General features: G+C 62.2%; 10 protein-coding genes. 4 read left to right on the plus strand and 6 right to left on the minus strand.

Features of this window, described 5'->3' with window-relative positions; genetic code table 11:
- Positions 1-38: 38 nt before the first annotated feature.
- Together oadA and WIN67_RS30600 are read right to left on the minus strand one after the other, a co-directional pair.
- Complete coding sequence (gene oadA, locus WIN67_RS30595) at positions 39-1,847, minus strand: sodium-extruding oxaloacetate decarboxylase subunit alpha (RefSeq protein WP_102862366.1); 1,809 nt, start codon at positions 1,845-1,847, stop codon at positions 39-41.
- An 11-nt stretch (positions 1,848-1,858) separates the two neighbouring features.
- Positions 1,859-3,274, minus strand: coding sequence for an acetyl-CoA carboxylase biotin carboxylase subunit (locus tag WIN67_RS30600; protein ID WP_025131542.1), 1,416 nt, complete (start codon positions 3,272-3,274; stop codon positions 1,859-1,861).
- Positions 3,275-3,463: 189 nt separating this feature from the next.
- On the opposite strand from WIN67_RS30600, the gene WIN67_RS30605 reads away from it, so the two are divergent.
- Positions 3,464-4,426 carry a LysR family transcriptional regulator gene (locus WIN67_RS30605; protein ID WP_060845023.1) on the plus strand — a complete coding sequence of 321 codons (963 nt, stop codon included), beginning with the start codon at positions 3,464-3,466 and terminating at the stop codon, positions 4,424-4,426.
- Here WIN67_RS30605 and WIN67_RS30610 read toward each other — a convergent pair.
- The 3 genes from WIN67_RS30610 to WIN67_RS30620 all read right to left on the minus strand — a co-directional run bounded on the left by WIN67_RS30610 (position 4,368) and on the right by WIN67_RS30620 (position 8,584).
- A complete protein-coding gene (locus tag WIN67_RS30610; RefSeq protein ID WP_081002137.1) occupies positions 4,368-4,580 on the minus strand; it encodes a PA3496 family putative envelope integrity protein in 213 nt (70 codons plus the stop codon). The genes WIN67_RS30605 and WIN67_RS30610 overlap by 59 nt on opposite strands.
- 105 nt (positions 4,581-4,685) lie before the next feature.
- Entirely contained in the window at positions 4,686-5,552 is an 867-nt protein-coding gene (gene hexR / locus WIN67_RS30615) for a transcriptional regulator HexR (RefSeq protein WP_011064325.1), read from the minus strand.
- A 167-nt stretch (positions 5,553-5,719) separates the two neighbouring features.
- Positions 5,720-8,584 (minus strand): EAL domain-containing protein, encoded by a 2,865-nt coding sequence (locus WIN67_RS30620; protein ID WP_102881358.1) that lies wholly within the window; start codon positions 8,582-8,584, stop codon positions 5,720-5,722.
- Positions 8,585-8,830: 246 nt separating this feature from the next.
- On the opposite strand from WIN67_RS30620, the gene uvrD reads away from it, so the two are divergent.
- The 3 genes from uvrD (at position 8,831) to WIN67_RS30635 (ending at position 12,756) form a co-directional block, all read left to right on the plus strand.
- Positions 8,831-11,014: a DNA helicase II gene (uvrD, locus tag WIN67_RS30625; RefSeq protein WP_253084125.1), complete on the plus strand. Its 2,184-nt coding sequence runs from the start codon at positions 8,831-8,833 to the stop codon at positions 11,012-11,014.
- 322 nt (positions 11,015-11,336) lie between these two features.
- The gene (locus WIN67_RS30630; protein ID WP_102881360.1) at positions 11,337-12,212 is read left to right on the plus strand and encodes a Tim44 domain-containing protein; all 876 of its coding nucleotides are present in this window, start codon (positions 11,337-11,339) and stop codon (positions 12,210-12,212) included.
- Positions 12,213-12,348: 136 nt separating this feature from the next.
- The gene (locus tag WIN67_RS30635; protein ID WP_339070440.1) at positions 12,349-12,756 is read left to right on the plus strand and encodes an SMI1/KNR4 family protein; all 408 of its coding nucleotides are present in this window, start codon (positions 12,349-12,351) and stop codon (positions 12,754-12,756) included.
- Between the two features lie 51 nt (positions 12,757-12,807).
- Here the strand turns inward: WIN67_RS30635 and WIN67_RS30640 are convergent, their stop codons facing one another.
- The gene (locus tag WIN67_RS30640; RefSeq protein WP_102862373.1) at positions 12,808-14,571 is read right to left on the minus strand and encodes a cation:proton antiporter; all 1,764 of its coding nucleotides are present in this window, start codon (positions 14,569-14,571) and stop codon (positions 12,808-12,810) included.
- Between the last annotated feature and the right edge of the window lie 217 nt (positions 14,572-14,788).

Raw genomic sequence — 14,788 nt, forward strand, 5'->3', positions numbered from 1 at the left:
CTCCCCCGAGGTAAACCGTTGCAGATGAGGGCCTGAATTCAGCCCTCGATTTCGATGAGGATTTCGCCCGGGTTGACCCGGTCGCCCTTGGCCACGTGAATCGCCACGACCTTGCCGGCGACGGCCGCCTGGACTTCGGTTTCCATCTTCATGGCTTCGGTGATCAGCACCGCCTGACCTTCCTTGACCACGTCACCTTCCTTGACCAGCACATCGACGATGTTGCCCGGCATGGTGGTGCTGACATGGCCCGGGGCGCTGGCCTGTTTGCGCTTGCTGGTACCGCCGCCGACGAACTCGTTGAGTGGCTCGAACACCACTTCTTCCGGCATGCCGTCGATGGACAGGTAGAAGTGGCGCTTGCCTTCGGCCTTGACCCCAACGCCTGTGATGTCGACGCGATAGGTTTCGCCGTGGACGTCGATGACGAACTCGGTCGGCACGCCTTCACCGCCCGGCTTGCTGACGCCACCGGCTTCGGGGATCGGCAGCAACGCTTCCGGAACCAGGGTGCCGGCCTCACGCTCTTCGAGGAACTTGCGCCCGATGTCCGGGAACATGGCGTAGGTCAGCACGTCTTCTTCGGAATGGGCCAGGGCACCGATTTCGCCGCGCAGCTTGGTCATTTCCGGTTTCAGCAGGTCGGCCGGACGCACATCGATCACATCCTCGCTGCCGATGGCCTGGCGCCGCAGGTTTTCGTCGACCTGACCCGGGGCCTTGCCGTAGCCGCCTTGCAGGTAGAGCTTCACTTCGTTGGTGATGGTCTTGTAGCGCTCGCCGGCCAGGACGTTGAAGAACGCCTGGGTGCCGACGATCTGCGAGGTCGGGGTCACCAGCGGCGGGTAGCCCAGGTCGTGACGCACCCGCGGGATCTCAGCCAGCACTTCGCCCATGCGGTTCAGCGCGCCCTGCTCTTTCAACTGGTTGGCCAGGTTGGAAATCATCCCGCCCGGCACCTGGTTGACTTGCACCCGGGTGTCGACCGCGGTGAATTCGCTTTCGAACTGGTGGTACTTCTTGCGCACGGCGTAGAAGTACAGGCCGATCTCTTGCAGCAGTTCCAGGTCCAGGCCGGTGTCGAACTCGCTGCCTTTAAGGGCCGCAACCATCGACTCGGTGCCCGGGTGGCTGGTGCCCCAGGCGAAGCTGGAGATGGCGGTGTCGATATGGTCGGCGCCGTTCTCGATGGCCTTGAGCTGGCACATGGCAGCCAGGCCGGCGGTGTCGTGGGAGTGGATGAACACCGGCAGCGACAGCTCGGCCTTCAGCGCCTTGACCAACTCGCCGGTGGCATAAGGGGTCAGCAGACCGGCCATGTCCTTGATGGCGATGGAGTCGCAGCCCATGGCTTCCATCTGCTTGGCCTGGGCCACGAAGGCCTCGATGGTGTGCACCGGGCTGGTGGTGTAGGCGATGGTGCCCTGGGCGTGCTTGCCGGCCGCTTTCACCGCTTCGATCGCCACCCGCAGGTTACGTACGTCGTTCATCGCGTCGAAGATGCGGAACACGTCGATGCCATTGACCGCGGCCTTGGCCACGAAGGCTTTGACCACGTCATCGCTGTAGTGGCGATAGCCCAGCAGGTTCTGCCCGCGCAGGAGCATTTGCAGGCGAGTGTTGGGCAGCGCCGCGCGCAGTTGGCGCAGGCGTTCCCAGGGGTCTTCCTTGAGGAAGCGCACGCAGGCGTCGAAGGTCGCGCCGCCCCAGACTTCCAGGGACCAGTAGCCGACTTTGTCGAGCTTGTCGCAGATCGGCAGCATGTCTTCGGTGCGCATGCGGGTCGCCAGCAGCGATTGGTGGGCGTCGCGCAGGATGGTGTCGGTTACATGAATCTTCTTGGACATTGTTTTATTCCTCACAGGCCTGCGTGGGCGGCGATGGCGGCGGCGATGGCCAGGGCCAGCTCTTCGGGTTTGCGCTTGATCGAGTAGTTGGTCAGTTCCGGATGGCTTTCAACGAAGCTGGTATTGAACTGACCGCTACGGAATTCCGGGTTACGCAGGATTTCCTGGTAGTAGGCGGCGGTGGTCTTGACCCCTTGCAGACGCATGTCGTCGAGGGCGCGCAGGCCACGGTCCATCGCTTCTTCCCAGGTCAGGGCCCAGACCACCAGCTTCAGGCACATGGAGTCGTAGAACGGCGGAATGGTGTAGCCGGTGTAGATCGCCGTGTCGGTGCGCACGCCGGGGCCGCCGGGGGCGTAGTAACGGGTGATCTTGCCGAAGCTGGGGAGGAAGTTGTTCTTCGGGTCCTCGGCGTTGATCCGGAACTGCAGGGCGAAACCACGGTGGTGGATGTCTTCCTGCTTCACCGACAGTGGCAGGCCCGAGGCGATGCGGATCTGCTCGCGGACGATGTCGATGCCGGTGATTTCCTCGGTGATGGTGTGTTCCACCTGCACCCGGGTGTTCATCTCCATGAAGTACACCTCGCCCTCGGCGAGCAGGAACTCCACGGTGCCGGCGTTCTCGTAGCCCACGGCCTTGGCCGCGCGCACCGACAGATCGCCGATGTAGGCGCGCTGTTCCGGGGTCAGTTGCGGGCTCGGGGCGATCTCGATGAGCTTCTGGTTGCGGCGCTGGATCGAGCAGTCGCGCTCGAACAGGTGCACCACGTTGCCAAAGCTGTCGCCGAGGATCTGCGCTTCGATGTGCTTGGGATTGACGATGCACTTTTCCAGGAACACTTCCGCCGAACCGAAAGCCTTGGTGGCTTCGGAAATCACTCGGGGGAAGGCCTGCTCCAGCTCTTCACGGCTGTTGCAGCGACGAATGCCGCGACCGCCACCACCGGAGGTGGCCTTGAGCATCACCGGGTAGCCGATGCGGTCGCCTTCAGTCAGGGCTTCGTGGATATCCGCGACGTTGCCTTCGGTGCCTGGGGTCACCGGCACACCGGCCTTGATCATGCTGCGACGGGCTTCAGTCTTGTCGCCCATGCGGCGGATGACTTCCGCCGACGGGCCAATGAATTTGATTCCACGTTCGGCGCAGATGTCCGCCAGTTCGGCGTTTTCCGAAAGGAAACCATAGCCGGGATGCAAGGCATCACAGCCGGTTTCCACCGCCAGGTTCACCAGCTTGCGGGGGTTCAGGTAGCCGGCCAGCGGCTCGGCGCCAATGCTGTGGGCCTCGTCCGCACGCTTTACATGCAGGGCATGGCGATCAGCGTCGGAGAAGATCGCTACCGAACGGATGCCCATCTCGGCGCAGGCACGCACGATTCGTACGGCGATCTCACCACGGTTGGCGATCAGGATCTTTTTTATCACTTGGAGGTTCCCTTGAGCCGTTGGAACAAACGACCCGCTAGACCGAGTCGGCGCGTGACCAAATGTTTCAAGTCAGTCGCCGCGTCACACTAGCTCTGCAGAGGGATTAACAAAAATCAATAATTATTGGGTTGGGCATAAGTAAAGACTTATAGTCGTGCTACCAGCCCTTGGCGCGAGCAATGAAAAATGCGTAAGTCCTTGATGAGACTGACATTACGTCAGTTGCAGATTTTCAATGAAGTCTGCGATCTACGCTCCTACAGCCGCGCCGCCGATGAAATGAATCTCACCCAGCCCGCGGTCAGCCTGCAGATTCGCCAGCTGGAGGAACTGATCGGCCAGCCGCTGTTCGATTACGTGGGCAAGAAGCTCTACATGACCGAAGCCGCCGAGGCCCTGCAACGGGCCAGCCGGGACATCTTCGGGCGTCTGGAGAACCTCGACATGCAGCTCTCGGACATGCAGGGCTCGCTGCAGGGCCAGCTCAAGCTGGCGGTGGAATCCAGCGCCAAGTACTTCGTCCCGCACCTGTTCGCCGCCTTCAAGCGCCAGCATCCGGAAGTCCACCTGCAACTGACGGTGGTCAACCGCGCCCAGGTAATCCGCCGCCTCTCGGACAACCGCGACGACCTGGTGATCATGTCCATGGTGCCCCAGGACATGGAGCTGGAGTTCCTGCCCTTCCTCAACAACCCGATCGTCGCCGTGGCGCCGCCGGATCATCCCCTGAGCCACATGGGGCCGCTGCGCCTGCAGGACCTGGAGCCCTACACCCTGGTGCTGCGCGAGCCGGGCTCGGGCACGCGCCTGGCCTGCGAGGAGTACTTCAAGGAGAAGCGCGTGCACTTCACCCAGATCCTCGAAGTGTCGTCGGCGGAAGCTCAGCGTGAATGTGTGCGGGCGGGTCTGGGCGTGGCCTTGCTGACGCGCCACGCCCTGAACCTTGAGTTGGCGACCGGCGGCTTGATCGAGTTGCCGGTCGAAGAGCTGCCATTGCTTCGCAGCTGGTGCCTGGTGCAGGCCAAAGCCAAACGCCTGTCACCGGTAGCGCATGCGTTCCTGGGATTCATCCGCAGCGAACGCGTGCAGATCAGCGGGCTGGTTGAACGCTTCGACGGGAAGCCGCGGGTGCCGCCTGCCAGTAATTGACAGCCTCAAGCTCGGGGTAATCGTTGATTTGCTGCTGCAACTGACGCAGCTCGAAGCGGTGTTCGATCGCACGACGAAATTCCATGCGGCGCTGGTCTTCCTGCTGACGACGGGTCTTGACTGCGCTGTTGCTCTCTTCGTAAGGCCGGGCCATTTCGAGTCTCCCAATGCGAGTACGGGAGCTTCACGATGGACGTCGGCGGTTACGGTTTGGCGGCGGGTCGGTTACAGGACGATGAACATTCGCCCCTCTCCAGACTCAATCGTCCAGGGCTTTGACCGACTTGGGCGACAGACGCAGGCTGCGAAGGCTGCGCTTGACGCTCTTGAGGTGGTTCACCAGGCTCGGCCCGCGAGCCATGGCCACGCCCATGGCCAGCACGTCGATCACCACCAGGTGGGCGATACGCGAGGTCAGCGGGGTATAGATCTCGGTGTCTTCGTGCACATCGATGGCCAGGTTGACCGTGGACAGCTCGGCCAACGGCGTCTGGCTCGGACACAGGGTGATCAGCGAGGCGCCGCTTTCACGCACCAGATTGGCGGTGATCAGCAGGTCCTTGGAGCGCCCGGACTGGGAAATACAGATGGCCACGTCGGTAGGCTTCAAGGTCACCGCCGACATCGCCTGCATGTGCGGGTCGGAATAGGCCGCCGCAGTCAGCAGCAGGCGGAAGAACTTGTGCTGGGCATCCGCCGCCACCGCGCCCGACGCGCCAAAGCCGTAGAACTCCACACGCTGGGCCTGGGACATGGCCGTCACCGCCTGCTGCAGGGCCACCGGATCGAGCTTCTCGCGAACTTCCATCAGGGTGTGCAGGGTGGTGTCGAAGATCTTCAGGCTGTAGTCAGCGACAGAATCGTCTTCATGGATCGCGAACTGGCCAAAGCTGGCACCGGCGGCAAGGCTCTGGGCCAACTTGAGCTTCAGGTCCTGAAAACCGGAGCAACCGATGGCCCGACAGAAACGAACGATGGTCGGTTCGCTGATGCCCACGCTGTGGGCCAGGTCCGCCATGGAACTGTGCATCACGGCCGCAGGATCAAGGAGCACGTGATCGGCGACCTTGAGTTCCGATTTGCGTAACAAATGACGTGACTGGGCGATGTGCTGCAACAGGTTCAAAGGGCTGGACTCATTGTTATTGGCTGACGCCGGGGATGTAGCAAGCTTGTAGTTATACTACAGGAATCGTCTTTTTGCCTGTTCAATGCATCATCAATTTGCCGGCCTGCCCCCCATTTTCAGCCGGGTAGGACTTATGTAGCCGTTGTGGCTGGCGTCGCCGCCCACTAGCCAGACTGGGCCTGCAACAGCTGCGCGAGCGCTTCGGCATTCACCGGACGACTGATCAGGTAGCCCTGCACTTCATCGCAGTGTTCGGCCCGCAGGAAGGTCAACTGCGCCGGGTCCTCGACCCCCTCGGCCACCACTTTCAGCGACAGCCCGTGCGCCATGGCAATGATTGCCCGGGTAATCGCCGCGTCCTCGCCACCTTCGGCAAGGCCACGGATAAAGGCCTGGTCGATCTTCACGTAGTCCACCGGAATGCGCTTGAGGTAGCTCAGGGACGAGTAGCCCGTGCCGAAGTCGTCGATGGCCAGCTTCACTCCCAGATCACGCAGTTGCTGGAAGGTCGCGATGATGTGCTCGACGCTGTCCAGGAGCTGGCTTTCAGTCAGCTCCAGCTCCAGGAAGTGCGGCGCAAGGCCGGTTTCTTCCAATACCTGGCGCACCAGGCTCACCAGCTTGCCTTGGCGCAGTTGATACACCGACAGGTTGACCGACACCCGAATCGGCTCCAGCCCCTGGCGCTGCCAGTCGCAGGCTTGGCGGCAGGCCTGGCGCAACACAAATTCGCCGATGGGCCCGATCAGCCCGGTCTCTTCCGCCAGGCCGATGAAGTCCCCCGGCGGCACCCGACCCATGGTCGGGTGATCCCAGCGCACCAGGGCTTCGGCAGCATTCAGCCGGCCCGTGGCCAGGCACAGCTTGGGTTGGTAGAACACCATCAACTGGCCTTCTTCGATGGCCTTGCGCAGCTGGTTCTCCAGTTGCAGACGCTCCAGGGTGCTGGCCTGCAGGCTCTCGGTGTAGAACTGGAAGTTGTTGCCGCCCAGGTGCTTGGCGTGGGCCATGGCCATGTTCGCCTGACTGACCAAAGCAGCAATCTCCCGGGCGCTGTCCGGCAGCATGCTGATGCCCATGGAGGCGCTGACCACCAATTCATGGCCATCGACGGTGATCGGCAGGCGCAGCTTGCTCAGCAGCCGGGTCGCCACCCGCGTCAGGCTCGACAGGCTGCCGTAGGCGTCGAACAATACAGCGAACTCATCCCCAGACAGCCGGGCGATGGTGTCGGCCTCCGGCAGGGCATTGACCAGTCGCCTGGACATCTTCTGCAGCAACTGGTCGGCCACTTCATGGCCGAGGCTGTCGTTGAGCAACTTGAAGCGATCCAGATTGATGTGCAGCAAGGCCAGGCTGCGGCCGCCCTGGCGTACCCGTTGGTGGGCCTCGCCCAGGCGCTCGCGAAACAGGGAGCGGTTGGCCAGCCCGGTGAGTTCATCGTAGTGAGTGAGGTAGCGCATGCGCTCCTCGGACTCGCGCCGAGCCGAGAGATCGGCGAAGAAGCCCACGATGTGGCGGATTTTCCCTCGCTTATCCCGCACGACGTTCAATTGCAGCCATTGCGGATAGAGCTCGCCGTTCTTGCGGGTCTCCACCAGCTCGCCCTGCCAACTGCCGTGCTGCTCCAGGGCCTGATGAATCAACGGGTAATGCCGGCGGGCATCGCGGCTACAGGACAGTTCCACCACATTGCGCCCGAGCATGTCCTCGATCTGATAGCCCGTGACCTGGCTGAAGGCCTGATTGGCGGCGATCAGGGCGTACTCGGGGTCGAGGATGACGATGCCTTCACTGGCCGCCTCGAAGACTGTCGCCGCCAGATTGCGCTGCACCTCCACTTCCTTGTCGGCGCTGATATCCCGCCGCGTGCCCACCATGCGCAACACCCTTCCACCAGGACTGCGCTCCACCGCCCTGCCCCGGTCCTCGATCCACACCCAATGGCCGTCGCCATGGCGCACCCGGTACTCCACCTGGTAATCCTCACTGCGGCCCTTGAGGTGCTCCACCAGGGCACGTTTGAGCAGCGGCAAATCCTCGGGGTGCAGGCGCGGCTTGAGATGGCTGAGCATCGCGGTGACGTCTTCGGGCTCCAGGCCAAACAGTTCCTTGATCTGGGTGTGATGGATTTCGTCGGTCTGCAGGTTCCAGTCCCAAAGTCCCAGCTCGCTGGCATTCAGGGCCAGGGCCAGGCGCGCCTCGCTCTTGCTCAGGGCCTGGTTGGCCTGGTCCAGTTCCAGGCTGCGCTGGGCCACCCGCTGCTCCAGCCCGGCCTGGGCTTCACGCAATTGTTCTTCGGCCCGTCGGCGCTGTTCGATCTCACGGGCCAGCTCGCGGTTGAGCTGGCTGCCGCGGCTCTGGGCATCCTGCAGATGCTCGATCAGCGCCTGATTCTGAAAGCGCCGCAACAGGCCTCGCTGAATCAGGCGGTTGACCTGCCAGGCCACCACGCTCAGGGATACCAGGAGAATCAGCCCAAGCCAGCCCCAGCCGCGCTGCTGATCGTCTCCGCCCCAGAACAGATAGGCGATGGCCGGCAACAGGCAGGGCAATGTGAAGGAGAGAAAGGCCTGCAGGCTGACCGCGTAGGCCACGCTGGCGGAAAGAATCGCCGCGCCGATCAGGCCGAAAACCCAGGCCTGCTGCAAAAAGCTGTCGGTGGGCACCAGGGCGATGCCGGCGCAGGCCAGGGTCAGGCCACTGACCGCCGACCCCAGAAGAAACATGCGCTGCCAGATGGGCTGCGCCTGGCGACTGGGAATCGCCGAGTCGAACGCCGCCACCTGGATCACCCGCAAGGCCACCAGGGCCAGCAGCCAGACCATCCACACGCTGAGCAACAGATAGCGCGCCGGACTCCAGAGCAACCAGGTGCACACCAGACCGTTGAGCAGCATGAAAAGGGTCGGCAGCAGCGAGCCCTGATACAGCAGGCGCGTACGCTCCACTGCCATCTCGACGGCGTAATGCTGGCGGATGCCCCCCGGCGCCATGAAGGGCCCGGACGGGTCGGGGTTAAGTGTCATAGGCAGTATTCTTATAATGTAGAGCCCGAAACGTCGGCGGAGCATACACAAGCACAAGCTCGAGCCAAACTGCTCTGGATCATAAAATCGATAAAACAAATCCCTCCGTAATCCGCCGTGCAAGTGTGCGCGCGAGAGACACCAATGGCTGCGGCCTGTGACCAACCGGTCGTCCCCGGCCGTTGTTTTATCGGCTAATGCAATGCCGGGTTTGCCCGGGGTGACGCGGCCCCCTAGAATGCCCCGATGCGCGATGATCTCTCCCTCCTGTTGAACTCCCTCAACGATGCCCAACGCCAGGCCGTAGCTGCCTCCGTGGGTCGTCAGTTGGTCCTGGCCGGTGCTGGCTCCGGCAAAACCCGAGTGCTGGTGCACCGTATCGCCTGGTTGATCCAGGTCGAGAACGCCTCGCCCCACTCGATCCTGTCGGTGACCTTCACCAACAAGGCCGCCGCCGAGATGCGCCACCGCATCGAACAATTGCTGGGTATCAACCCGGCGGGCATGTGGGTCGGCACCTTCCACGGCCTGGCGCACCGCCTGCTGCGAGCCCACTGGCAGGAAGCCGGCCTGAGCCAGACCTTCCAGATTCTCGACAGCGACGACCAGCAACGCCTGGTCAAGCGGGTGATCCGCGAGCTGGGCCTGGATGAGCAGCGCTGGCCGGCCCGTCAGGCCCAGTGGTTCATCAACGGACAGAAAGACGAAGGCCTGCGCCCGCAACACATCCAGGCCAGCGGCGATCTTTTCCTGGCCACCATGCGCGGCATCTATGAGGCCTACGAGGCCGCCTGCCAGCGCGCCGGGGTCATCGACTTCTCCGAACTGCTGCTGCGCGCCCTGGACCTGTGGCGCGACCACCCGGGCCTGCTGGCGCACTATCAGAAGCGCTTCCGCCATGTGCTGGTGGACGAGTTCCAGGACACCAACGCCGTGCAGTACGCCTGGCTGCGGCTGCTGGCCCAGGGTGGCGACAGCCTGATGGTGGTGGGCGACGACGACCAGTCGATCTACGGCTGGCGCGGGGCGAAAATCGAGAACATCCATCAGTATTCCGCCGACTTCCCGGACACCGAAGTGATCCGCCTGGAGCAGAACTACCGCTCCACCGCCGGCATCCTCAAGGCCGCCAACGCCCTGATCGCCAACAACACCGGGCGCCTGGGCAAGGAGCTGTGGACCGATGGCGGCGACGGCGAAGCCATCAACCTGTACGCCGCCTTCAACGAGCACGATGAAGCCCGCTATGTCGTGGAAACCATCGAGAGCGCGCTGAAAACCGGCCTGGCCCGCAGCGATATCGCCATTCTCTACCGCTCCAACGCCCAGTCCCGGGTGCTGGAAGAAGCCCTGCTGCGCGAGCGCATTCCGTACCGTATCTATGGCGGTCAGCGCTTCTTCGAACGGGCCGAGATCAAGAACGCCATGGCTTACCTGCGCTTGCTGGAAGGCCGGGGCAACGACGCAGCCCTGGAACGGGTGATCAACGTTCCAGCCCGGGGCATCGGCGAAAAGACCGTCGAAGCCATCCGCGAGCACGCGCGCCACAGCGATGTGTCGATGTGGGAAGCCATGCGCCAACTGGTGGCCAATAAAGGCCTCACCGGTCGTGCGGCCGGCGCCCTCGGCGCCTTCATCGAGCTGATCGAGAACCTGGCGGCCAAGACCCAGGAAATGCCCCTGCACCTGATGACCCAGACGGTGATCGAGCAGTCGGGGCTGATCGCCTACCACGAAGCGGAAAAAGGCGAGAAAGGCCAGGCCCGGGTGGAAAACCTTGAGGAACTGGTGAGCGCCGCGCGCAACTTCGAGAACACCGAAGAGGACGAGGACCTGACGCCCCTGGCGGCCTTCCTCGGCCACGCGTCCCTGGAAGCCGGCGATACCCAGGCCGACGAGCACGAAGACAGCGTGCAACTGATGACCCTGCACAGTGCCAAGGGCCTGGAGTTCCCCTACGTGTTCCTGGTGGGCATGGAAGAAGGTCTGTTCCCCCACAAGATGAGCCTGGAGGAACCCGGCCGCCTTGAGGAAGAACGCCGCCTGGCCTACGTGGGCATTACCCGGGCCATGCAGAACCTGGTGATGACCTATGCAGAGACCCGTCGTCTATATGGCAGCGAAACCTACAACAAGGTGTCGCGCTTCGTACGCGAGGTGCCCAAGGGGCTGATCCAGGAAGTGCGCCTGTCCAACAGCGTCAGCCGGCCTTTCGGTGGCGGCCAGTCGCAAAGCACCAGCAGCCTGTTCGGCGGCAGCGAGATTCCGGACACCGGCCTGAGCCTGGGTCAGGCCGTGCGCCATTCGGTCTTCGGCGACGGAGTGATCCTCAACTTCGAAGGTGCCGGCGCCCAGGCCCGGGTCCAGGTCAACTTCAGTGAAGGCAGCAAATGGCTGATGCTCGGCTACGCCAAGCTGGAAGCCATCTAACCGCAGACGATCCGCAGGCGCTGGCTTGCCAGCGAATCTTGCTGGTGAAGAACTTCTTCGCCAGCAAGCCGGCTGCTACAGGTCAGCGCAGAAATCGCCCTGATCAGGGCTGGCGTGGTACTGCTGGCAATGCGTCGCTGTTCGGCTTGGGGATTGAACCTAAACCACGTCCTTACAGACAAAAAACCTATCGGCGAGCATGATTGCGGACAGGGCTGAATCAAGCCTTTCAGGCAAAAGCCCGAAACATTATGCCGCTCGCCACTGACACTTGACCTGTGCAATATGGCGCGCGTGCCATCCACAAATGGGAACCCCCTTTATGAAACGTTTTCTTAGCATCGCCATGGCGCTGTGCATCGGCCTGACGATGAGCCTCGACGCCAACGCCAAGCGCTTCGGTGGCGGCAAAAGCGCCGGCGCTGCCCCGACCCACCAGACTCGCCAGGCGGCGCCAACCACTCCGGGCGCTCCTGCCGCTGCAGCCACCGCTGGCGCAGCCGGAGCTGCAGGTGCCGCGGCCAAGGCCGGTGGTGCTTCGCGCTGGCTCGGCCCTCTGGCCGGCATCGCAGCCGGTGGCCTGCTGGCCTCCATGTTCATGGGTGACGGCTTCCAGGGCATGCAGATCTTCGACATCCTGATCATGGCGGTCATCGCCTTTGTGATCTTCCGCTTTATCGCCGCTCGCCGTCGCAAGCAGCAGGAGCAGTTCGCTCCAGCGGGTCACGCACCGATGCAGCGTGAAGCTTTCGAGCCTCAGCAACCGGCTGGCGGTTCGATCTTCGGTGGCTCGGCAGCACCTGCCGCGCGTCCGGTGATCAACGCTCCGGCCTGGTTCAACGAAGAGCGCTTCATTGAAGCGGCGCGCAATCACTTCCAGTCCCTGCAGCAACACTGGGACGCCAACGAAATGGACAAGATTGCCGAGTTCGTCACCCCGCAGATGCTGCAGTTCCTGAAACAGGAACGTGCCGATCTGGGCGACAGCTTCCAGTCCACCTACATCGACAACCTGCAAGTGCAACTTGAAGGTGTGGATGACCGTGCCGACAAGACCATCGCCACCCTGACCTTCAGCGGTGTATCGAAGACCTCGCGCTTCGACCAGGGCGAAGTGTTCAGCGAAAGCTGGAACATGGAACGCGCCCAGGGCGACAACCAGCCATGGCTGGTGGCAGGTATCCGCCAGAACGGCTGATTCATTCTGCTGTCACAGCTGTAAGGCAAAACCCCGACTCAGGTCGGGGTTTTGCATTTCACGATTGCACTTATAGCGAGCTACTGTATAAACCGCCGTCAAACAACCGCGCCATAGAGCAAAGAGGACCCAGGCCGTGGAAGAAGTCATCGAACAACTCCGAGAAGCCAACGAACCGGTACCCGTCCCCCTGGAACTGCCGGACGAAGACCAACTGGTGGAAATTGAAGAACAGCTGTTCATCAATATCCCGTTCGTCTTCAAAGAGTTCCTGTTGACGGTCAGCGACGTGGTTTACGGCAGCCTGGAACCGGTCACCGTCACCGACCCGCAATCCCACACCTACCTGCCGGAAGTGGCCGCGACCGCCTGGGACCTGGGCGTGCCTCGTGAGCTGATCCCGATCTGCCAGGACGGCGACAACTACTACTGCGTCGAAGAAGACGGCACCGTGGTGCTGTGGTCCGGCGAAGAAGAGCTGATCACCGAAGAGTCCTGGGAATCGGTGTGGCACTGGGCGCGGGACGTCTGGCTGGAAAGCTGAGCCCCCGCCGTTGCAACCGGCTCGCCAGCGCCCTGCTGGCGAGCGGCAAGGTCAATGCCCACCGTTGTCCTTGCTGTGATCGAGGGTTTCGATCAGCGCCACCTGCATCCGCGTGTGCACGCGGATGAACCAGCGCCACAACACCGCGGCCACCACCGCCGCCACCACGGCAATCAGTACCAGCAACTCCAGGGTCGGCAGGATGCTCGACGACAGCGCCGCCAACAGCAGAAAGATCACCAGTAGCGACAGGATCGGAATCACCTCGGCGATCACCCGACGCACTCGCTGGGTATGACGCCCGGCCATTTCCGCCTTGACCCCCATCTCCGCCAGCAGCATCGACAGCGCCTTGAGCTTGCGATAGGCGGCAATCAGGAATGGCAGGGACAGCAGCAACGCTGCGCCCCAGATCAGCGCCTTCTGCCAGCTAGGATCACTGACCCATTCCTCCAGATAAGTGCCGATGCGCTTGGCGAAATAGCCGCCGGAAAAGAAGATCGCCACCACCAGCGCCAGATTCACCCCCACTTGCAGCAGGATCTTGCGGATCATCGACGCCAGCAATGCGCCCTCACCCTGAGGCTGGATACTGCGCAACCACTCCCCATACATGCCCAGCACCCGGCTCAGGCGTTGAGGCAGGACTCCAGCCAGCTTGTGCGACAAAGGATCGGCCGCGCGAATCAGATAAGGCGTGAGCAAGGTGGTGATCGCCGACACGGCAACCGCGACCGGATAGAGAAAATCGCTGGTGACCTGCAGGGTCATGCCCAGGGCGGCGATGATGAACGAAAATTCGCCAATCTGTGACAGGCCCATCCCGACTCGCAACGAGGTCCGTCCATCGTTACCAGCGATAAAGGCGCCCATGCCGCAGGACAGCATCTTGCCCAGCACCACTGCCACGCTGATCACGGCGATGGGCCAGGCGTATTGCAGAAGGATCTGCGGGTCGATCATCAGACCGATGGCGACAAAGAAGATGGCACTGAACAGGTCACGAACCGGCTCGATCAGCCGTTCGATCTTCAGCAACTGACGGGACTCGGCCATGATCGCGCCGATCAGGAAGGCGCCCAGGACCATGCTGTACTCCAACTTCACCACCAGCAGGCAGAAGCCGAAACACAGCCCCAGCACCGTGATCAGCAGCATCTCGTTGCTGTCGAACCTGGCCACGTAGGCCAAGAGGCGCGGCACCAGCAGAATGCCGATCACCAGCGCCACGATCATGAACAGCGAAAGCTTGCCGACGGTGGAAAACACATCGCCGGAACTCACGGTGCCACTGACCGCAATACTCGACAGCAAGGCGATGATGCCGATGCCGAGAATGTCTTCGACGATCAACACACCGAAGATCAGCTGGGCGAAGCGCTCGTTCTTCATCTTCAGGTCGTTGAGCGCCTTGACGATGATGGTGGTGGAGGAAATGGCCAGGATCGCCCCGAGGAACAGCGAATCCATGGTGCTCCAATCGAACCAGCGACCGATCTCGTAGCCGATCCAGATCATCAGGACGATTTCCAGAAACGCCGCGATAAACGCCGTGGCGCCCACCTTGAACAGCTTGCGCAGACTGAATTCCAGCCCCAGGCAGAACATCAGGAAAATCACCCCAAGCTCGGCCAGGGTCTTGATGGTCTGTTCGTCGTGGATCAGGCCGAACGGCGGTGTGTGGGGACCGATGATGAAGCCAGCGACGATGTAGCCCAGCACCACCGGTTGCTTGAATCGATGAAAGAGAATGGTCACTACACCTGCGACCAGCATGATCACGGCCAGGTCCTGAATGAAGCTGATGGCATGCATGGCCGGAGTTCTCCTTGAATGCGGGGCGGCGCAGATCGCCTAAAAAGAAAAATCTGATCAGTACAAAGAAATATCCAAAAAATTAGAGGAAAAAGCCCTGAAACGGGTGTTTCGCAGGTTAACACCGGGACTTCTGGCAGAAAGGCGATGCAATATTAGGAAACAGATCCACCGGAGCGTGACGGCACGACGCGGCCCGGCGTCCCGTTATCGATGG

Source organism: Pseudomonas idahonensis (genome assembly GCF_037903935.1).
Lineage (GTDB): Bacteria > Pseudomonadota > Gammaproteobacteria > Pseudomonadales > Pseudomonadaceae > Aquipseudomonas > Aquipseudomonas danubii.

Bases quoted from the DNA above. Each gene is read 5' to 3' on its own strand.
- oadA (WP_102862366.1), bottom strand. From the start codon at position 1,847: ATGTCCAAGAAGATTCATGTAACCGACACCATCCTGCGCGACGCCCAC.
- WIN67_RS30605 (WP_060845023.1), top strand. From the start codon at position 3,464: ATGCGTAAGTCCTTGATGAGACTGACATTACGTCAGTTGCAGATTTTC.
- WIN67_RS30610 (WP_081002137.1), bottom strand. From the start codon at position 4,580: ATGGCCCGGCCTTACGAAGAGAGCAACAGCGCAGTCAAGACCCGTCGT.
- WIN67_RS30620 (WP_102881358.1), bottom strand. From the start codon at position 8,584: ATGACACTTAACCCCGACCCGTCCGGGCCCTTCATGGCGCCGGGGGGC.
- uvrD (WP_253084125.1), top strand. From the start codon at position 8,831: ATGCGCGATGATCTCTCCCTCCTGTTGAACTCCCTCAACGATGCCCAA.
- WIN67_RS30630 (WP_102881360.1), top strand. From the start codon at position 11,337: ATGAAACGTTTTCTTAGCATCGCCATGGCGCTGTGCATCGGCCTGACG.
- WIN67_RS30640 (WP_102862373.1), bottom strand. From the start codon at position 14,571: ATGCATGCCATCAGCTTCATTCAGGACCTGGCCGTGATCATGCTGGTC.